This window comes from Flavimaribacter sediminis, assembly GCF_019492055.1.
In the GTDB taxonomy this organism is placed as follows: domain Bacteria; phylum Pseudomonadota; class Alphaproteobacteria; order Rhizobiales; family Rhizobiaceae; genus Flavimaribacter; species Flavimaribacter sediminis.
Genome location: NZ_JAICBX010000005.1, coordinates 365,560 through 385,426, shown reverse-complemented (window position 1 = coordinate 385,426; position 19,867 = coordinate 365,560). Strand labels below are relative to the sequence as shown.

The following is a 19,867-nucleotide window of genomic DNA, read 5'->3' as shown; positions in this document are numbered from 1 at the left end:
GGCTTATGAAAATATTCCTATCATGAGGAAAAGAACATAACAAGAACAAATATGTCCGAACTGTCTCTTTTGACAAGTGGTGAGCAAACAGGCTGCGGTGATTGTTCCGCATTTGACTGTTCCCGGAGCGCAGGCCTGAGTAATATGCAAATGGATACATGCAGTAGCCGAAGGGCAGGGAGGCCGGTGTGACGCAGAACTTATCCGACAGGGTGCTGATCGAAAACGACGGGCCGGTCTCGACCGTGACAATTAACCGTCCGGAGCGCCGCAACGCGGTTGACGCCGAGACAGCCGCGCTGCTTGCCGAGGCGTTCGTCTCGTTCGAGGCGGACGAGCGGCGTTCGGTCGCGATTCTGACCGGCGCGGGGGCTGCGTTTTGCGCCGGCTACGATCTGCATTCGGTCTCTGAAGGCGCATTGGCTTACGACCCCGAAGCGGGCGGTCCGATGGGGCCGACGCGCATGCTGCTCACAAAGCCGGTCATCGCGGCCGTAGAGGGACACGCCGTGGCCGGAGGCCTGGAACTGGCGCTGTGGTGCGACCTTCGAATTGCATCGGCCACGGCGATATTCGGCGTCTTCTGCCGCCGCTGGGGCGTGCCTCTCATCGACGGCGGCAATATCCGCCTGCCGCGCCTGATCGGGCATGGCAGGGCCATGGACATGATTCTCACCGGACGTCCGGTGAATGCGGATGAAGCTCTGCAGTTCGGCCTCGTCAACCAGGTGGTGGAAGCAGGCGGCGCGCTGGCGGCGGCGAAGGATCTGGCCGTGCGCATTGCGGACTTTCCCCAGACCTGCATGAGAACCGACCGGATGACGGCGCATCGCCAGTGGGGAATGCCACTTGAGGAAGCGCTTCATATAGAGGCGGTCGAAGGCGCAAAGCCATTGGCTGACGAAGCGGTCAAAGGGGCCACGCGCTTTTCAAGAGGCGCCGGACGCTCTGGAAACTTTGACGACTGATAACTCAGGAGCCGCGTTTCAGGTGCTCGTCGAGCCGTGGCATGATCTCGATGAAATTGCAGGGCATATGGCGATAGTCGAGCTGCAGTTTCAGAATGCCGTCCCAGGCGTCCTTGCAGGCGCCGGGCGAGCCGGGAAGCACGAAAACGTAGGTGGCGTCGATTACGCCGCCGGTCGCGCGCGACTGGATCGTAGACGTTCCGATCTTGTCATAACTGATCCGGTGAAAGACTTCCGAAAAGCCGTCCATCTGCTTGTCGAACAGCGGCGTGATCGCTTCCGGGGTCACGTCGCGCCCGGTGAAGCCGGTGCCGCCGGTGGTGATGATGACGTCCACCTGCGGATCCTGCGCCCAGCATTTGACGAGGCCAGCTATTCTGTCGCGATCATCCGTAATGATATCGCGCGCGGCAATTCGGTGCCCGGCGGCCTCGATACGCTCGACCAGCGTATCGCCTGACCGGTCGTCGTCCAGCGTCCGTGTGTCGGAAACTGTCAACACGGCTATGTTGACCGGTATGAATGGGCGGTTCTCTTCGATCCTCATCACTGCATGGCCTTTCCGGTTGCGTTCTGTGAGCCGATACACCGACCGGCGGCGACATACCAGCGCGGGAAGCGCCGTTGAAGCTCGGATGCGGCCGATTGCGCGTCTTCAAGCGAAGGATAGAGGCCGAAACAGGTCGCGCCGGATCCGGACATCCGCGCCAACGCGGCGCCGGCGTCCTGCAAAGCTCGATTGATTGTATCGATTTCAGGGGCGATTGTGCGCGCTGGAAGCTCCAGATCGTTTCTCAGGTCTTTGAGAAAGTCGATCAGTTGATGGAAGCCGCTGATCGACGAGATCTCCGGTATGCCGGGATTTGTTTTGGAGGCGAGGCGAGAGAATATTTCCGGGGTCGAAACGCCGGTCAAAGGGTTCGCCAGCACGATCGGAAGCGGCGCGACGGATGGAAGCAATGCGATCCTTTCCCCGATCCCGCGCGCAACCAGAGGCTGGCCGGCAAGACACATCGGAACGTCCGCGCCAAGCTGCAGGGCGAGGTCGGCAAGGTCTGCGTTTTGAGGAATTCGCCAGAGCGCGCGCAACGCCTTCAGACTGGCCGCGGCGTCAGCCGATCCGCCGCCTATTCCGGAAGCGACGGGAAGGTTCTTTTCCAGATGTATCGAAACCGGACGCGCTATATCGGGAAAGGCGTCGCGCAGCATGTCTCGCGCCCGAACCACGATATTGTCCCGCGCTGCGTCCAGTTCCGGCGCGAAAGGGCCGGACAGGGAGAAACGGTCTTCGCGCGCCGCCTCGACATGAACACGGTCGCCGATATCCGCAAACATGACGATGGTTTCCAGAAGATGATAGCCATCCTCGCGCTGTCCGGTGACATGCAGACACAGATTGATCTTCGCCGGAGCGAATTCGGCTATGCGGGCCATGAATTGGTCATGCCGCGCACGTCACGGCAGATTAATAACCTGCCCTGGATGAATAAGGTCGGGCCTGCCATCGAGTTCGGGATTGGCCTGCAGGATCTGCTCGTAGAGCGCCCCGTCGCCAAGAATTTCAGCAGCGATGTTCCACAGGGTCTGTCCCGGCTTCACCTTGTACTGCGCTGCCTGGTTTGCGGTGTCCGGATCCGCCATGCTTTCCTTTTGCGGCGCGTCCGATTCGGTTTCCGGCTGAGTTTCGGTCTTGTCCGAGTTCGCCGTCGCCGGTTTCGCTTCGGGATCGTCCGGAAGTCCCTTTTCCAGTTTTGCCTCGATTTTCGGGATTTCTTCCGGTTCCGGCTCCATAGTCAGCGAACGCTCCCACTGGAACCTGGCCTCGTTTCTGCGGCCGGCGCGCCAGTATGCGTCGCCCAGGTGATCGTTGATCGTCGGATCTCCCGGCTGCAATTCGGCTGCGCGCTCGAGTTCCTCCACAGCGTTTTCATATTCACCGAGGCGATAATAGGCCCATCCAAGCGAATCGACGATGTAGCCGTCATTGGGGCGCAGCCGAACGGCGTCACGGATCAGAGCCATGCCTTCGTCGAGATTGATGTTCATGTCCACCCAGGAATATCCCAGGTAATTCATGACCTGCGGCTGATTGGGAAACAGTTCCAGGGCGCGTTTGAAATTCGGTTCTGCCTTATCCCATTCCTTGATCCGCTCATAGGCGATGCCGCGCTGGAAATAGATGTTCCAGTGCGACCGGTTCGGCAGGACACCGATCGCCTTTACGGCCTTGTCGTAATTCTCCGCCATCTCGTCATATTCTTTGGCTTCAGACAGGACGCTGCCCAGTGCCAGGTAGGAGCGGAGATCGTCAGGGTTTTCCGCCACCAGGCCGTTCAGATAGGTCTTTGCCTCCTCTACCTGTCCGAGATCGGCCAGGTTGAGCCCGAGCTGCAATTGTGCGACGCGGTGCATGACGGAGTTATCGGGTATGGCGCGGTAAATCGCGTTTGCGCCTTCAATATCCTCGAGTTTGGCGGCAAGATCGCCGAGGATGATCAGCGTCGAGGCATTGTCCGGATCGAGCGCCCGCGCAAAATTCAGATACAGGGCGACATAGTCTTGCGCGCCTTCGCGATTGAGCGCGCTGCCGATTGTGAACAGCACGGCGGCTGCGCCCTGCTCGGGGCTTGCAATGTCGGCAGCCAGAGGCATGTCCGCCTCGATCATGTCATGCAGCGTTTCCAGCGGCATGTAACCGTTGGCGAAAGCGCTTCCGGACGCAAGCGCGTCCAGAGCGGCGCGCTTGTTTCCGCTGCGCGCTTCCATGATGGCGAGCGCCATGGTTGCCCGGATGAAGGTGTCAGGCGCGGTGCGAGCGGCTTGCTGATCGAGAATCAGGGATGTGTAGAGGCGCCGCGCCGCGTCCTTGTCGCCGTTCAGTTCGTGTATGGACGCAATGTGAAACGTCTTGAAGATGTCGTACCAATCCGGCCCCGACAGCGAATCGACTTCGGAAATGGCTTTGTCGGCGTCGCCTTCGCCGTAAATCGCCCAAGCGTTGAGAAGTCCGTTGAGCAGGCGCTCAAGATCTACAGCGCTTTCCGCGTCAAATTGCGTCTGCGCGCGTCCGAACTCCCGCTTCCTCATGGCGTCGACGCCGAGCGCGAGGGCTGCGACGCTTGCAACATCGGTTTCCGTCTTGAGTTCCCCGGCGAGTTCCACGCCTTCCTCGAAACGGCCGCTTTTGAAAAGCAGGAGCATCAGCCTTTGCTTGATGTCGATATTGTCCGGTTCGTAGCTGAGCGCTTTGGCGTAAAGGTCAATCGCCGTGTCCAGGTCAAGATCGGCTTCCGCGCTCTGGCCTGCAAGAACAGCGCCTGCATAGCTGTTGGCTATCGTCGTGTCGAAATCGGCGTCGGACGTCTGGGCAAGGGCCGAAGCGGGAAGGGCGATAAATGCGCCAATCGTCACTGCACCGAGTAGCCGCTTCAATTTCCGTTGCAACATAGTGTTTATTCCCGCAATTTCATGCCTGTTACAGATTCTTCGCCAAACGTGATCTTCAAGCATGGCTATTTTTCGTCAAGACGCCGGATCTCTCGCCTTCGCGCAACAAGCCGGCAGTCAATGGACGCGGCTGATGCAAAAATCGATCACATCCAGCAAGGCGTCTTTTTCCGCTGTTTCCGGCAATGGCGCAAGAGCGTCGCGCGCTATGGCGCCGTAATGCTCTGCCCGCGCGATCGTGTCGTTCAGGGCGTTCGTGGCGAGAAGCAGCTTGTGCGCCATTTCGAGGGCGTCGTCGTCGTTCTTCCCCTCTTCGATCGCGGAGCGCCAGAAGGCCCGGTCCTTTTCGCTTCCGCGCCGGTAGCTCAAAACCACGGGAAGCGTGATTTTCCCTTCCCGAAAGTCGTCGCCGACGTTCTTGCCGAGAGCCGCAGCCGAGCCACCATAGTCGAGCACGTCGTCGACCAGCTGGAAGGCGAGGCCGAGATTGGCGCCGTAGGACCGTAGCGCATCCCGTTCCGCCTTGCCGGTTCCCGCGACGATCGGACCCACTTCCGCGGCCGCCGAAAACAGCGCGGCCGTCTTGGCGCGGATGACGGAGAGATAGTCATCTTCCGTCGTTTCCATGTTCTTTGCCACGGAAAGCTGGAAAACCTCGCCTTCCGCAATGACGGAAGCGGCCGTCGAAAGCACGTCGAGGGCGTCCATGGAGCCGACCTCGACCATAATTCTGAAAGCTTGTCCAAGCAGGAAATCGCCGACAAGGACGCTGGCCTGGTTGCCCCAGATCATGCGGGCCGTCGACTTGCCGCGTCGCAGATCGCTCTCGTCCACCACGTCGTCATGCAGCAGCGTCGCCGTATGCATGAATTCGACGCTGGTTGCGAGCTTGACGTGGTGAGAGCCCTCGTATCCGAACATCGTCGCCGAAGCCAGCGTCAACATCGGACGCAGGCGCTTGCCGCCCGACGAGATCAGATGATTGGCGACCTCCGGTATCATTTCGACGTCGGAGCCGGCCTTCGACAGGATGAGCTGGTTTACCCTTTCCATGCCGGGTTTCGTCAGGTCGACAAGCTGCTTGATCGACGCGGCATGCCTGTTTTTGTTTTCAAGGGGTATTACAACGCCCAATTTTCACAAACTCCAGTTTACTCACCCGATTACAATAGAAACAGGCACGTGCGGCGACAAGGGTTAATAGTGACCGCCGGGCAATCTATCGTGTATTAGAAGCCATGCGCTGATCGAACGCGGCGGCGGGCATGCTGCTGAATGGCGAGCCGCGATCATATGTCTATCTTGAGCGTATCCGGGTCAGGAAAGGGAAGAGGGTGAAGGAACTGCTGAGAACCAACAATGTCGTGACCATATCCTTCGTCACGAGCCTGATGAAGGACGCCGGCATCGCCTGTTTCGTCGCAGACGAGAACATGAGCGTGCTGGATGGTTCCATCGGCATTTTGCCGCGCCGCATACTCGTTGATCCCGACCGAATAGACGAGGCGCGCAACCTTGTTGAAAGCGCCGGACTGGCGGAAGAACTGAAGCCGCCAAAATGACGGCGATGGCGGATAATCGGTTGAAAGGCGCCGATAACGAAACTGTTGACGCCTTTCATTACGGCGCCTTCCATGTCATCCAACCGAAGGGGCAGGGACATCGCTCGGGAAGCGACGCCATGTTTCTTGCAGCCATGGTGCCTGGCGACGCCCGTGGAAAAGTGGCCGATCTCGGGGCGGGTTCAGGCGCTGCAGGCATGGCCGTGGCGTCGCGCGTGCCCGCTGTAGAAGTGACGCTCGTCGAGCGTTCCGCAATGATGGCGGAGTTTGCAAGACGCTCCGTCGATCTCGATGCCAATACGGCGCTCAAACCCCGGATGAGCGTGCTTGAAGCGGATGTGACTCTGACCGGCAAGGCGCGCCTTGCGGCGGGTTTGTACGACGGCGTTTATGATCACGTCATAATGAATCCACCCTTTAACCTGCCGGCCGATCGCAAGACTCCCGATGCGCTCAAGGCCGAGGCCCACGCCATGCAGGCGGAGATGTTCGAAAAATGGCTGAGAACCGCCAACGCCATCGCGAAGCCAGGCGGCCAGCTTTCGCTGATTGCGCGCCCGCAATCCGTCTCGGAAATTCTTTCCGCATGTGAAAACCGTTTCGGCGGTCTGTGCATTACGCTCATTCATCCGCGAGGCGACGCCAACGCCACCCGGTTCCTGCTTTCCGGGGTGAAGGGTAGTCGGGCGCGACTGGAATTCCGACCGCCGCTGATTGTCCACGATGGCGACGGTCACCGGTTTACTGAGTTTGCCGCCGCCCTGAACAACGGCAAGGCGCATCTGCGTCGGCGATAGATTTTCTTCGATCGGCTTCGCATTTTCATCCGGTTGTACGAAAAGATCGCCGCCGCCGGTGTCAGATTACTTTCCTTTGACGCCCGGTTTCGCGGAAAAGCTCTAGTTGATCGACACCAGCTCAATGGCGAATGTCAGGTCTTTGCCGGCGAGTGGATGATTTGCGTCGAGAACGACCGATTCATCGGTGGCTTCGATGACCGTCACCCCGACTGTCCTGCCGTCACGGGTCTGCATCTGTAGCTGTGTGCCGATTTCAACCGGGATGTCGGCGGGGATCTGTTCGCGGGGTATGGATTGCCGGGCGTTCGGATCGGCCTGTCCGTAGGCTTCTGTCGCCGGAACATTGACGGTTTTCGTATCGCCGACGTTCATTCCCGGAAGCGCTTGATCGAGTCCCGGTATGATCTGGCCCGATCCAACTACGAATTCCAGGGGTTCCCGGCCTTGCGAACTGTCGAACTGGTTGCCGTCGATCAGTGTCCCTACGTAATGTATGCGGACGGTATCGCCCGATTTGACTTCGGTCATCATGAATTCCAATCATTTGCGGGATGAGTGTTTGAGGCCGCGATAGCGCGGGTGCTCGGATGTAGCTTTCAGGCTACCTGACACAACGGCAATGTAAACCGATTTCTGGCAGCAAACAGCCGCCGGTTGCTCGAACCGACGGCCGCGCCTTGCATAGCCGTACCGCCCGCACGTTTGCGAAGGCGGCGCGCAGTTTCGTTACTTGTGACCGGCGTGTCCGCCTGCAATCTCGTCCGTCTGGTCGTCATCCAGCTCTTCAGGCAGAAGCAGGTTCAGGACGATTGCAATGAACGCTGCCGGAAGGATTCCCGACGTCAGAAGAACCTTGACCGTAGGGGGCATGAAGAACAGGGCGTTCGGCTCCAGTTGGAGCCCAAGACCGATGGAGATTGATATCGCGAAGATCACCATGTTGCGGCGGTTCCAGTTCACATCCGAGAGCATGGAGATGCCGGCGGCCACGACCATGCCGAACATCACGATCACACCGCCGCCAAGAACCTCGATCGGAACCGAGGAGACGATGGCGCCAATTTTCGGAATGAAGCCGGCGATAATAAGGAAAATCGCGCCGATCGTCACCACGTTGCGGCTCATGACGCCGGTCATGGCGATGAGTCCGACATTCTGCGAAAACGAAGTGTTGGGCAGCGCGCCAAAAACGCCAGCGACCGCGGTTCCAACTCCATCTGCGAATGTCGCGCCGCGAATCTCGTCGGAGGTCGGTTCGCGGCCGGCGCCGCCCTTGGTGACGCCCGAGACGTCCCCGACGGTTTCGACCGCAGAGACAAACGCCATGAGGCAGAAGCCGATAATCGCGGCGATCGAGAATTCGAACCCGAAATGGAACGGATTCGGCAAGGCGAAGACGGCGGCGCTGGCTACACTGCTGAAGCTGACCATGCCGAAGATCCAGGAAACGGCATAGCCGACAATCAGCCCGATCAGGACCGCCGAAACCGAAATCATGCCGCGTGTGAAGAACTTGACGCCAAGCGTGACGACGACAACCAGCAACGCAATGCACCAGTTAAGCAGCGATCCGTATTCGATGGCGGAGAAGTTCGCCGCGTCGCCGCTCGCCTTGGCTGCGGCCAGTTCATTCGCGAGCTGGTTCATCGCAGGCACGCCGCCAGCCGCGTATTGTATGCCGACCTGAACCAGCGCGAGCCCGATCATGGTGACAACCAGGCCGGTTACGAGCGGCGGCAGGGCAAACCGGATTTTTCCGATAAAGAAACCGAGACAGGCATGAAACAGGCCGCCAATGATCACGCCGCACATGAGCAAGCCCATAGCTTCGACGCCCTTTCCGGCCACCAGCGGTATCATGATGGGAATAAAGGCGAAGGATGTGCCCTGGACGATCGGCAGGCGCGCGCCGACGGGGCCGGCTCCGATGGTTTGAAACAGTGTCGTAATACCGGCGAACAGCATCGACATCTGAATCATGTAGATCATGTCTGGAAAGTCCGGCGAATTCGATCCGAATCCGAATCCGGCGGCGCCGGCCACGATGATCGCCGGCGTGACATTGCTGACAAACATTGCCAGTACGTGTTGAATGCCCAGCGGCACTGCCGATGCAAGCGGTGGTGTGTAATTCGGATCCCTGAGCTGTTCAGGCGTTCCAAGTGTAGTCATTGTCGACATCCGGCTTCCCCTTTTTATGGCGGACCGGAAATACGGCCCGTCACAGGCCATGCAACCACCAATTTTCCATGGAGTCGCAGAAATCTTGATGAAATCGGTCTGTTTTCCTCAGGAAACTCCAGGTTTTGAACAAGTATCAGAAGACACTACATCAATGCGCGCGCAATTTTCTTTATCGGCGCCCTTCAAGGCGTCTGTTTGCTGACCTGGTGTGTCGAGCGTTCCAGCCAAGCCGGTTCGATCTCAACGCCCCAGCCGGGCTCGTCAGAGACGCGCGCGTGTCCGTCCACAATCTCATAGGGAGATGACCGGAAGAGCCCCTCCTGCCATGGGTAGTAATCCTCTTTCTCAATCGAGAACTCGAGATATTTTCCGGCGTTCGGAATCGCCCTCAGAAGATGCATGGTGAAGAGCGTGACCATGGACAGATTGGCGGAATGGGGCGTGCAAGGAATGCCGGCCTCATGCGCCAAACGCGCGACCTGCATCGTCCGATGCATGCCGCCGAGATAGCAGACATCCGGCTGGATAACGTCGACGACGCGACCATCGATCATGCGTTCCCAGTCTACCAGCGAACAATCCTGTTCTCCGCCGGTGACGTCGATGTCGAGCGCGTCGGTGACCTGTTTTGTCTGCTCGTACCGCCAGTAGGGGCACGGCTCCTCGTAGTGGCTGACGCCGTTGTCCTCGAGGAACCGGCCAATCTCGATTGCTTTCTGCGGCGAGTAGCAGGAGTTGGCGTCGACCAGCAGTGTGGTTCCATCAGCCATAGCCTTGCGGATCGCTGGCACGATCTCCTCCGTGCGGCCGGGCCATTCGTCCTGGTCATGTCCGCATTCGGACCCGATGCGAAACTTGACGGCGGTAAAGCCGTAGTCCTGCTGCAATTTTTTCAGTCGTTCCGCCTCGTCGGCCGGCCTTATGTCGCGCTTCATCGAAGACGCATAGGCGCGAACGGTTCCCGGAGCGCCTCCAAGCAGTTCGCAGACCGGCTTGCCCTCGAGCTTGCCGCGCAGATCCAGAAGCGCCGTGTCGAGTCCGCCCATGGCGCGCGCCAGGTAGGATCCTGGAAATTTGTGCTCGCGCTCCGGAATGATCTCTATCAGGCGAGCAATGTCGAATGCGTCCTGCCCCAACGAATAGGGCGCGACCTGGCGATGAAGCACCGAAGCCGTGATGTCTGCGTTGTACGGGGCGACCTGTCCCCAGCCTTGCGATCCGTCTTCGGTGGTGACGCGGACAAAACACACAAATGCGTCGGTAAAAGTATCGATGGAGGTGATTTTCATGTCGGACCCTGGCGTGATGGCGCCCACAACAGCGCGGATCGGTTTTCGGTTTGCCAAAATATGCGGAATTGGCCTCTATAGTAGGTCCGTTTTGCATAAAATCACATACCAATCGGAACGAACATGAAACGTCACGGAGGCGCGCTGCTCTCATCAATCCGCATCGACCGGTTATCGGACCGGCGCTATTCGGTGCAACTCTACATGGCGCTCCGCGAGCTTCTGCTCTCCGGCGCGTTCAATATCGGTGACCGAATGCCCGCGACCCGCACGCTTGCTCTGGAAATCGGCGTATCACGGACGACTGTGATCGACGCGATCGATCGCCTGGTTTCTGAAGGCTTGCTGGAATCGCGCGTTGGAGCCGGCACATTCGTCAGTAAAACGCTTGCCGCGCAGATCCGTTTGTCAGATTCGGCGCAAGGCGATGTCGGTGCTGTCGCGCCGCCGAGACTCTCGCGGATGACGACCCGCGCCGCGAACGCAATTACGTCGCGTAGTCGCCTTCCGCACAAATCCGAGCCGTTCATCACCGCGCTGCCGGCGCTCGACGCCTTTCCGATGGCGCAGTGGGCGCGGCTCTCCGCACGGCACTGGCGAAAGGGGCGTGACCATATCGGAGGCTATGGAGAGCCGTTCGGATATGGCCGGCTTCGCTCGGCGATCGCGCAACAACTGAATGCAGCGCGCGGGATCAAGTGCGATCCGGAGCAGATCTTCATCGTCAACGGCGCGCAGCACGCCTTCGCCACGATCGGACTGATGCAGGTCAATCCCGGTGAAGCGATCTGGTTCGAGAACCCGGGCGCCGTCGGAGCGCGCAACGCTTTCCTCGCCTGTAACGCGCGACTTGTGCCTGTCTACATCGACGTCGAAGGCTTCTGCGTCGAGGACGCGCTGGAAAAGGAGCCCGATTTTCGTCTGGCCTTCGTCACGCCCTCGCACCAGCAGCCGCTTGGTCTCGTGATGAGTCTTGCGCGCCGGCTTGCCCTCTTGCAGGCGGCGAAGGACGCCGACGCGATGATTGTCGAGGATGATTATGATGGCGAATTCTACTATGGAGAACAGCCGCCGCCGCCGCTCAAGAGCATCGATACCCAAGAAAGGGTCATCTATGTCGGTACGTTCTCCAAGTCGCTGTTTCCCTCGTTTCGTCTTGGCTACATTCTGTCTCCAAAAGGTCTGGTGGAGAGTTTCGAACGTCTGTTCACCACCTGGCAGAGCGGCGCGCCAACCTTCAATCAGGCGATTGTCGCCGATTTCATGGATGAAGGATTCTTTGCAACCCACGTCCGAACCATGCGGCAGATCTACAAGGCGCGGTACGAGGCGCTTGTGGAGTCCGCAGACAGGATTGGCGAGTGGGTGGATTTGCAGCCGACAGGAGGCGGATTTCACACGACAGGTTTTCTGCGGACAGAAATCGAGGAAGCAGACATCGTGGCCGCAGCAGCCGCCGCCGGCGTGACGACTGCGCCGCTGGGACGATATGCAATAGCCCCCTATCTAAAAAAAGGGCTGGTTTTCGGGTTCGGGAGCACAACGCCGGAAGACATCAGGTCCGGAATGGAGACGCTTGGACGCGCGATGAGCCAGCTTGGAAAAAACAGGAAACTGGTCTAAGAAAAATTCTGCAATGGATATATTTTGCAGTCCAATCAGCCCATACAGTTTCGGAGTTAGGCTCCGACGGTGCTGAAAATGACAAGAGGGAGACGACTATGCGGATGACTATGAAAACCGCTGTACTGCTGGCCGCGACGATGCTGGCCGGAACGGGCGGCGTGCAGGCAGAGACTTTGAGATTGCTGACCTGGGGCGGTTACGCGCCAGAAAACGTGATCGCCAAGTTCGAGGAAATGTATCCCGACATCGATGTCGAGGTGACGCTTTCCAACAACGAGGAAATGGTCGCCAAGCTTCGCGCAACAGGCGGCGCCGGCTTCGACCTCGCGCAACCGAGCCACGATCGCATCTACGCGCCGCAGCTCGAATACGATATCTACAAGCCACTCGATATCAGCAAGATCGACACGTCCGTATTCGAGCCGAAACTGCTCGACGGCGTGAAGGCGAATACGACGATCGACGGAGAGGTCTACGCCGTGCCGCACCAGTGGGGCACATCCGGTCTGATGGCCGACAAGTCGAAAGCGCCGGATTTCAAAAGCTGGGGTGATCTCTGCGACCCGAAGTACAAGGGCAAGACCTCAATGCGCCTGAAGCGCACGATTCTGCTCGGCACGGCCTATGCGATGGGCGAGGATCCGTTCGCCACCTATTCGGACCTCGACGCCTATCAGGAGTTGCTCGACAAGGTGGTCGACAAGCTCAGCGCCTGCAAGGACAACATCAAGGCCTACTGGAAGGGCGGCGACGACCTTTCGGCCATGATGCTCTCGGGTGAGATCGTCGCTTCCGAAACCTGGGACTCGACGGCCTACAAGCTCTACAACGAAAACAACAATATCGTTTTCGTTCCGCCGGAAACGGGTGCGCTTGCCTGGATCGACACCTTCGTCATCCCGCGCAAGGGCGAAGCCGATGACGCCGCCTACAAGTGGATCAATTTCGTGCTGCAGCCGGAAATCTCCCAGATGATGTCCGAAAGCACCGGCGCGATTGTCGCAGTCAAGGGCGGCAAGGACCTTCTGCCGGATCACCTCAAGGCAGCCGTCAATGCGGCCTTCACGGATGAGGATATCAATAACCTGAAGTTCTTCGCCAACATCCCTCCCGGGGTGGAAGACATGGAAGGCAAGGCGCTGGAGAAGATCCAGGCCGCCACCGGAGGCTGATCCGGTTCTACTCGATCCGGTGGACGGCTCCCTTTGCGGGGCCGTCCGCCAACTTGCCAACATAACGCCATCCAAGCGGGCCGCCACGTGACCGATTCTGCAGTCTCCGACCTCGAATGCAGTAATGTCTGCAAGAATTTCGGCTCCGTTCAGGCCGTCAAGGATGTTTCATTCGAAATACCAAGCGGCTCGTTCTTTTCAATTCTCGGACCCTCGGGATGCGGCAAGACCACTCTGATGCGCATGATCGCCGGTTTCGAGGAACCTGATTCCGGCGATATCAGCATCAAGGGGCGCTCGGTGCTCAACGTTCCGCCCAACCGGCGCAACGTGAAGATGGTTTTCCAGCACCTCGCCCTTTTTCCGATGATGAACGTCTTCGAGAACATCGCCTATGGCTTGCGGTGCATCGGCGCGGATCGCGACGAAATCAAACGCAAGGTCCAGGACGTACTCAACCGCGTGGCCCTGCCGGACGTCGGCGGTCGCGAAATCCACCAATTGTCAGGCGGACAGAAACAGCGCATCGCGATTGCACGCTGCATGGTGCTCGATCCGGACGTGCTGCTGCTCGACGAGCCTCTGGGCGCGCTTGACCTGAAGCTGCGCGAGGCCATGAAAATCGAACTGAAGCTGCTGCAGCATCAGTTCGACACCACCTTCGTCTACATCACGCATGACCAGTCTGAAGCGCTCGTCATGTCGGATCGCGTTGCTGTGATGAACAATGGCCGGTTCGAGCAGATCGGTTCGCCGCAGGATCTCTATCATCACCCCAAAACCGCCTTCGTGGCCGGTTTCGTAGGCGATTCCAATCGCTGGACCGGTAGGGTGTCGGCAGTTCAGGGCGAAGAGGTCATGGTCGAGACTGACGGCGGCATGAACGCTCGCTGCCGCCCGGGAGAAGGGGCGTCGGTCGCGGCAGGCGATACGGTCACGCTGTTCGTTCGGCCCGAGTTCGTGCATCTCACCCAGGGTCGCGAGGCGTTGGGCGAGAACAGTTTGCAGGGCAGGGTGGACAACCTTCTGTTCAACGGCGCCAACAGTCGGGCCCTCGTCCGAATGGGATCAGGAGAACTGGTCGAAGTCGACGTCACGCTGACCGGCGGCGCAGACGACGTGAAGCCGACGGACGACGTCGCGCTTTCATGGTCGGCTGAAAATGCGATCTGCTTCCCCTCCGGAGAAGGGCGATGAACCAACGGGACGCCCGGCGGCTATCGCTGATCCTGCTGTTCATGCCTTTTGCGCTGTGGATCGTTCTTCTCATCCTGTTGCCGCATATCGGCATGGGTGTCTTGTCGCTTCGCGAAAAGATCGCCCCGCGCCAGTATGAATTCGGCTTCGACAATTACATCGAATTCTTCACCGAGCCGATCTACTGGCACATCATGGCGCGCACCGCCGTCATGTCGCTGATCGTGACCGCCCTTGCGCTGGTTATCGGCTTTCCAGTCTCCTACTATATCGCCAAGATCGCCGGTCCGCGCACGCGTGGCGCGATGTTCATGTTCTGCCTGATTCCGCTCTGGGTCAGCGACCTGATCCGCGCTTTCGGCTGGATATTGCTTCTGCGCGAAACCGGGGTGATTTCCGGCGTGCTGCAGTGGACCGGTCTGATCAGCGAGCCAATAGAACTGCTGTACAACGACGCGGCCGTGATCGTCGGCCTCGTTTACACGGTCATGCTGTTCATGATCGTTCCACTGACATCGACCATGGACGGCATGGACGATTCCATGATCGAGGCGGGATACAATCTCGGTGGAAACGGCCTGACGGTCCTGCGGCGCATCATCATTCCCTACGCGATGCCAGGCATCATATCGGGCTCGATCATCGTGTTCATGCTGACAGCCGGCAGTTATCTGACGCCGGTGCTGCTTGGAGGGAAATATTCAAGCTGGTTCACCCAGACCATCTACGACCAGTTCATCACCCGCTACAATTGGGAATCCGGCGCCGCTTTCGGCTTTCTTCTGCTGATATTTACTTCACTGGTCGTCTGGATCGGATTGAAGCTTTCCGGCCAGTCGCTCTCAAGCACCGTGGCGCGGAGCTAGAGCATGGCGAGGACAGGCGGAAACAAGGCGTTTGCAGTGGGCTACCGTCTCTATATGGCCGCATTTTTCATCTTTCTTGTGGCGCCGCTGATCGCTGCCGGGATCTTTGCTTTCAACGATTCCGTCTTTCCATCTCTGCCGTGGAAGGGCTTTACGCTCGACTGGTTTTTCGGAACGTCGGAGCCGAAGCTGGGCATGTTCCACGACAGGCGACTGCTTCAGGGGCTCTACAATTCCTTCATCATCGCCGTGTCGGTTGCGCTGCTGTCGGTTTTTGTCGGAACCTGCAATGCATTTCTGTTCGTGCGATCCAGCCTGCCCGCCAAGAATTTCTTCTACATCATCATGGTCCTGCCGCTCGTCATTCCCGGCGTCATTCTGGGTATCTCGATCCTGGTGCTGGCCAGCACTGTCGCCAACACGCTCGACGATTCCTACGGTATCGATCTTGGTTTCTTGAGACCTGGCATCGTGCTTGTGGTTCTCGGCCAGTTCTCCTTCATCGCGACCATAACGTCGCTGGTGATCACGGCCCGCCTCAGGAAGTTCGACGCCACGATGGAAGAAGCGGCCTACAATCTTGGCGCCAGCCGTGTCCGGGTGCTCTGGTCGATCACGCTTCCCTTCCTGCGACCGGCCATGATCGCCGCCGGAATCGTCGCTTTCCTGGTCTCGTTCGAGAATTTCAACACGACGCTGTTCCTGGTTGGATCGGAATCGCCGCTGACCATCACCATGTTCGACCGGATGGCCAAGGGCGGCTCGACGCCGGTGCTCAACGCCGTTTCCTTCTTCCTGATGCTCGGTTCCGGACTTCTGGCAATCATCTCCATTCTCGTTCAGCGCGACAAGACCGCCCGGTAAAAACGGATACTCAACAATGCAGTCGTTTGATTTCGTCATCGTCGGCGCGGGATCGGCTGGCGCAGTGCTCGCCAACCGGCTTTCGGAGAATGGCCGGTACAGCGTATGCCTGCTGGAGGCCGGCGGGACCGACAAGAACTTCTGGATCTGGATGCCGATCGGCTACGGTAAGGCGTTCTACAACGAGCGCATCAACTGGATGTACCGCACCGAGCCAGACGCGGAGCTGAACGGACGCGTCGGCTACTGGCCGCGCGGCAAGGTGCTGGGCGGATCGAGTTCTATCAATGCGATGGTCTTTATCCGGGGCCAGCACGCCGACTACGAAGACTGGAAGGAAATGGGCAATCCCGGCTGGGGCTGGGACGATCTCCTGCCTTATTTCCGCAAGCTCGAATCCTTCGACCAGGGCGCCAGCGACTATCGCGGCGGCGATGGCCCGATCCACGTTTCGACGGTGAAAGATCTGTTGCATCCGTTATGCGACGTGTTTCTGGAAGGCGCGCGACAGGCCGGCTTCAGCGACAATGCGGATTTCAACGGCGCCGACCAGGAAGGGATCGGCTGCTACCAGATCAACACGAGAAACGGCTTTCGCATGTCGACTGCTCGCGCCTATCTGGCTCCGGCCAAGCAGCGTCCGAACCTGACGGTGGTGACCCAGGCGCATGTGACCCGGGTGATCATGGACGGAACCCGCGCAACAGGCGTCGCTTATCAGAGGCGAGGAAAAGAATACAAGGTAACTGCCGGCCGCGAGGTGATTTTGAGCGCCGGGGCCGTCAACTCGCCACAGATCCTCATGCTGTCCGGCGTCGGGCCGCCTGAGGAACTGAAGAATCACGGCCTCGCGGTCGCCGTCGCCCGCAAGGGCGTCGGCCAAAACCTGCAGGATCATCTCGGTCTGGACTTTCTCTACCGGTCCAGAGCGCCGACCCTCAATAACATGCTTCGGCCCTGGTGGGGCAAGATGCGCTACGGGCTCTACTACGTCTTGACCCGTTCGGGCCCGCTATCGCTCAGTGTCAACCAGGCCGGCGGTTTCGTTCGGTCGTCGCCTGAACGCAAGCGGCCGAACATGCAGCTCTACTTCTCCCCGGTCAGCTACACGAAGGCGCCGAAGGGCACGCGCCCGCTGATGAGCCCGGATCCGTTTCCGGGATTTCTGCTCGGCTACCAGCCGACACGACCGACCAGTCGTGGCCATATCGCGCTGCGCTCCGCCGATCCGCTTGCGGCGCCGGCGATCCATCCGAATTCGCTAAGCACGGAACATGACCGGATCGAGATGATCGAAGGCAGCAGGCTGATGCGCAGGATTGCAGAAAGCCCGGCGATGCAAACGGTGATCGACGAGGAAATCGTTCCGGGGTCCGCCACGTCGAGTGACGCGGATTTTCTCGCCGATATTCGCCAAAGGTGCTCGACGGTCTTCCATCCGGTCAGCACCTGCCGCATGGGCCCGGATCCGGAAACCGATGTCGTCGACACGCGGCTTCGCGTTTACGGAGCACAGAACCTGCGTGTCGCCGATGCGTCGATTTTCCCAACCGTAATATCCGGAAACACCAATGCGCCGACGGTGATGGTCGGAGAGAGGGCCGCCGATCTCATCCTCGAGGATCAGGGCGATGCCTGATTTTGCTGCGTCGGCGAAATCTTTGACCATTGCGTTCGCGACAATAGTACATACATCTGGATGGCAATTGATTCCGGAGAAAACTTTGACGATGGCGCGATTCAAGCAACTGGTCCCGAAGCGATTTCGAAACGAAGGAACCGTGATACCGGTCATTCGGCTGCAGGGAGCGATCATGCCCGGGGGCAACCAGTTCAGGCCGAATCTCAACCTTGCGGGTGTTGCGCCATTGCTTGACAAGGCGTTTGGCGACAAGAAGGCGCCGGCTGTCGCAATTTCGATCAACTCGCCCGGCGGTTCGCCCGTCCAGTCGCGCCTGATTTTCCGTCGTATTCGCGACCTTGCCGCGGAAAAGGAGAAGAAGGTGCTGATGTTCGTCGAGGACGTCGCGGCCTCGGGCGGTTACATGATCGCGATTGCAGGCGACGAAATCTACGCTGACCCGTCATCCATCGTGGGCTCTATCGGCGTCGTTTCGGCAAGCTTTGGTTTTCCCGAAATGCTCAACAAGATCGGCGTTGAACGCAGGGTCTATACCGCGGGCAAGAACAAGGCGACGCTTGATCCGTTCCAGCCGGAAAAACCGGCTGATGTCGAGCATCTGAAATCACTGCAGCTCGAGGTTCACAAGGTCTTCATCGACATGGTCAAGGATCGTCGCGGCGACAAACTCGCTGACGATGATGATCTGTTTACAGGACTGTTCTGGTCCGGCATGCGGGGCAAGGAACTTGGTCTTGTCGATGAACTGGGCGACATGCGGTCGGTTCTGAAGGCGAAGTTCGGCGAAAAGACCGAACTGCGGCTGATTTCGGCGTCGCGCGGTCTCTTTGGACGGCGCGCCACTGGAGCTTCGGTCGAAAGCTGGGCCGGCGCCCTCGGCGCCAACGCCACAGACGGGCTGATCGGTTCACTGGAGGAGAAGAGCTTGTGGAACCGCTACGGTTTGTAGGACCCTGTCGGCGGCCCACAGCCGCAATGCAAACGACGGAGGCGGCGACATGGCGCAACTGATGCTGCTTGCCGCAGTCGGCATCGTCGCCTGGTGGGGCTACAAGAAATTTCTGGCCGAGGCCAAGCGCGTTTCGGCTTCCGTCCGGCGGGCCGAGAAGGAAGCGAAGACCGGCGCGCAGGGAACGCTCGTGAAGGACCCCAAAACCGGCGAATACCGGTTGGAAGAGAAATCCGGCGATATGTGACGGGCCGTTGCGGCGCTAAGGCCTTGACCGGGCGCAGCTTAAGTGGCACCTGTCCGGCGCATTCCAGACGAGACCAGATCAATCCGGACCGTATCCATGACCGTGCACGCTGGCGAACTGCCGCCGCATATGCAGCCGACCCGTTCCTTTCAGGGACTGATACTTGCGCTTCACAATTACTGGGCGGATTACGGTTGCGTGGTCCTTCAACCCTACGACATGGAAGTCGGCGCCGGGACTTTTCATCCTGCGACCACACTGCGGTCGCTCGGACCACGACCCTGGAACGCCGCCTATGTTCAGCCCTCGCGCCGGCCGACTGACGGGCGTTACGGGGAAAATCCCAATCGCCTTCAGCACTATTACCAGTATCAGGTGCTGCTGAAGCCGTCCCCGCCGGATCTGCAGGACCTTTATCTCGGTTCGCTGAAGGCCATCGGAATCGATCCTCTGCTGCATGACATACGCTTCGTCGAAGACGACTGGGAAAGCCCGACGCTCGGCGCCTGGGGTCTCGGCTGGGAATGCTGGTGCGATGGCATGGAGGTTTCGCAGTTCACCTATTTTCAGCAGGTCTGCGGCATTGAGTGTTCGCCCGTCGCCGGAGAACTGACCTACGGGCTGGAGCGGCTTGCGATGTATGTTCAGGGCGTGGACAATGTCTACGATCTGAACTTCAACGGCCGGGAGAACGGCAAGGTCACCTACGGCGACGTGTTCCTGCAGGCCGAGCAGGAATATTCGCGGCACAATTTCGAATTCGCCGATACGTCGGTTCTGCTGAGGCATTTCGACGACGCCGAGGCCGAATGCCGGGCGCTTCTGGCGGTGGGCGCGGCGGACGATGAAAATTCCGTGCATAAATGCGTGCTGCCGGCCTATGACCAGTGCATCAAGGCCTCGCATGTCTTCAACCTTCTCGACGCCCGCGGCGTGATCTCGGTGACCGAACGGCAGAGCTACATTCTGCGTGTTCGCAACCTCTCGAAAATGTGCGGCGAGGCCTACCTTCTGACCGATGCAGGCGGATTCGACAGCCGCCTCTGAGTTTACC

General features: G+C 59.3%; 19 protein-coding genes. 12 read left to right on the top strand and 7 right to left on the bottom strand.

Annotation, left to right across the window (positions count from 1 at the left end; all coding sequences use genetic code 11):
• Window positions 1–188 precede the first annotated feature (188 nt).
• Window positions 189–968 carry a crotonase/enoyl-CoA hydratase family protein gene (locus tag K1W69_RS23730; RefSeq protein WP_220230938.1) on the top strand — a complete coding sequence of 260 codons (780 nt, stop codon included), beginning with the start codon at window positions 189–191 and terminating at the stop codon, window positions 966–968.
• A 4-nt stretch (window positions 969–972) separates the two neighbouring features.
• On the opposite strand, the gene moaB is transcribed toward K1W69_RS23730, so the two are convergent.
• From moaB to K1W69_RS23710, 4 genes are all read right to left on the bottom strand, one after another.
• Complete coding sequence (gene moaB / locus K1W69_RS23725) at window positions 973–1,518, bottom strand: molybdenum cofactor biosynthesis protein B (RefSeq protein ID WP_220230937.1); 546 nt, start codon at window positions 1,516–1,518, stop codon at window positions 973–975.
• Window positions 1,515–2,402 (bottom strand): 4-(cytidine 5'-diphospho)-2-C-methyl-D-erythritol kinase, encoded by an 888-nt coding sequence (locus K1W69_RS23720; protein ID WP_220230936.1) that lies wholly within the window; start codon window positions 2,400–2,402, stop codon window positions 1,515–1,517. The genes moaB and K1W69_RS23720 overlap by 4 nt, the downstream gene beginning before the upstream one ends.
• A 21-nt stretch (window positions 2,403–2,423) precedes the next feature.
• Complete coding sequence (locus K1W69_RS23715; RefSeq protein WP_220230935.1) at window positions 2,424–4,415, bottom strand: tetratricopeptide repeat protein; 1,992 nt, start codon at window positions 4,413–4,415, stop codon at window positions 2,424–2,426.
• A 117-nt stretch (window positions 4,416–4,532) separates the two neighbouring features.
• A complete protein-coding gene (locus K1W69_RS23710) occupies window positions 4,533–5,549 on the bottom strand; it encodes a polyprenyl synthetase family protein (RefSeq protein ID WP_220230934.1) in 1,017 nt (338 codons plus the stop codon).
• Window positions 5,550–5,806: 257 nt separating this feature from the next.
• Between K1W69_RS23710 and K1W69_RS23705 the strand changes: the two genes are divergently transcribed.
• Together K1W69_RS23705 and K1W69_RS23700 are read left to right on the top strand one after the other, a co-directional pair.
• Window positions 5,807–5,977, top strand: coding sequence for a putative signal transducing protein (locus tag K1W69_RS23705; RefSeq protein WP_370688307.1), 171 nt, complete (start codon window positions 5,807–5,809; stop codon window positions 5,975–5,977).
• A gap of 20 nt (window positions 5,978–5,997) precedes the next feature.
• Window positions 5,998–6,774, top strand: coding sequence for a tRNA1(Val) (adenine(37)-N6)-methyltransferase (locus K1W69_RS23700; RefSeq protein ID WP_220230933.1), 777 nt, complete (start codon window positions 5,998–6,000; stop codon window positions 6,772–6,774).
• A gap of 102 nt (window positions 6,775–6,876) precedes the next feature.
• Here K1W69_RS23700 and K1W69_RS23695 read toward each other — a convergent pair whose 3' ends face one another.
• The 3 genes from K1W69_RS23695 to K1W69_RS23685 form a co-directional block, all read right to left on the bottom strand.
• A complete protein-coding gene (locus K1W69_RS23695; RefSeq protein WP_220230932.1) occupies window positions 6,877–7,305 on the bottom strand; it encodes an FKBP-type peptidyl-prolyl cis-trans isomerase in 429 nt (142 codons plus the stop codon).
• A gap of 198 nt (window positions 7,306–7,503) precedes the next feature.
• Window positions 7,504–8,949 carry a uracil-xanthine permease family protein gene (locus K1W69_RS23690; RefSeq protein WP_370688299.1) on the bottom strand — a complete coding sequence of 482 codons (1,446 nt, stop codon included), beginning with the start codon at window positions 8,947–8,949 and terminating at the stop codon, window positions 7,504–7,506.
• 194 nt (window positions 8,950–9,143) lie between these two features.
• Entirely contained in the window at window positions 9,144–10,250 is a 1,107-nt protein-coding gene (locus K1W69_RS23685; RefSeq protein ID WP_220230930.1) for a mandelate racemase/muconate lactonizing enzyme family protein, read from the bottom strand.
• A 123-nt stretch (window positions 10,251–10,373) separates the two neighbouring features.
• On the opposite strand from K1W69_RS23685, the gene pdxR reads away from it, so the two are divergent.
• The 9 genes from pdxR (at window position 10,374) to K1W69_RS23640 (ending at window position 19,860) form a co-directional block, all read left to right on the top strand.
• Window positions 10,374–11,873 carry a MocR-like pyridoxine biosynthesis transcription factor PdxR gene (pdxR, locus tag K1W69_RS23680; protein WP_220230929.1) on the top strand — a complete coding sequence of 500 codons (1,500 nt, stop codon included), beginning with the start codon at window positions 10,374–10,376 and terminating at the stop codon, window positions 11,871–11,873.
• A gap of 104 nt (window positions 11,874–11,977) precedes the next feature.
• Window positions 11,978–13,048 carry an extracellular solute-binding protein gene (locus tag K1W69_RS23675; protein WP_220230928.1) on the top strand — a complete coding sequence of 357 codons (1,071 nt, stop codon included), beginning with the start codon at window positions 11,978–11,980 and terminating at the stop codon, window positions 13,046–13,048.
• A gap of 87 nt (window positions 13,049–13,135) precedes the next feature.
• A complete protein-coding gene (locus K1W69_RS23670) occupies window positions 13,136–14,245 on the top strand; it encodes an ABC transporter ATP-binding protein (RefSeq protein WP_220230927.1) in 1,110 nt (369 codons plus the stop codon).
• A complete protein-coding gene (locus K1W69_RS23665; protein ID WP_220230926.1) occupies window positions 14,242–15,111 on the top strand; it encodes an ABC transporter permease in 870 nt (289 codons plus the stop codon). The genes K1W69_RS23670 and K1W69_RS23665 overlap by 4 nt, the downstream gene beginning before the upstream one ends.
• Window positions 15,112–15,114: 3 nt before the next feature.
• Window positions 15,115–15,975 (top strand): ABC transporter permease, encoded by an 861-nt coding sequence (locus tag K1W69_RS23660; RefSeq protein WP_220230925.1) that lies wholly within the window; start codon window positions 15,115–15,117, stop codon window positions 15,973–15,975.
• Window positions 15,976–15,991: 16 nt separating this feature from the next.
• Window positions 15,992–17,614 carry a GMC family oxidoreductase gene (locus tag K1W69_RS23655; RefSeq protein ID WP_220230924.1) on the top strand — a complete coding sequence of 541 codons (1,623 nt, stop codon included), beginning with the start codon at window positions 15,992–15,994 and terminating at the stop codon, window positions 17,612–17,614.
• 91 nt (window positions 17,615–17,705) lie between these two features.
• The gene (locus K1W69_RS23650) at window positions 17,706–18,566 is read left to right on the top strand and encodes a S49 family peptidase (protein ID WP_220230923.1); all 861 of its coding nucleotides are present in this window, start codon (window positions 17,706–17,708) and stop codon (window positions 18,564–18,566) included.
• 49 nt (window positions 18,567–18,615) lie between these two features.
• Window positions 18,616–18,813: a hypothetical protein gene (locus tag K1W69_RS23645; protein WP_220230922.1), complete on the top strand. Its 198-nt coding sequence runs from the start codon at window positions 18,616–18,618 to the stop codon at window positions 18,811–18,813.
• 96 nt (window positions 18,814–18,909) lie between these two features.
• Entirely contained in the window at window positions 18,910–19,860 is a 951-nt protein-coding gene (locus K1W69_RS23640) for a glycine--tRNA ligase subunit alpha (RefSeq protein ID WP_220230921.1), read from the top strand.
• Window positions 19,861–19,867 lie beyond the last annotated feature (7 nt).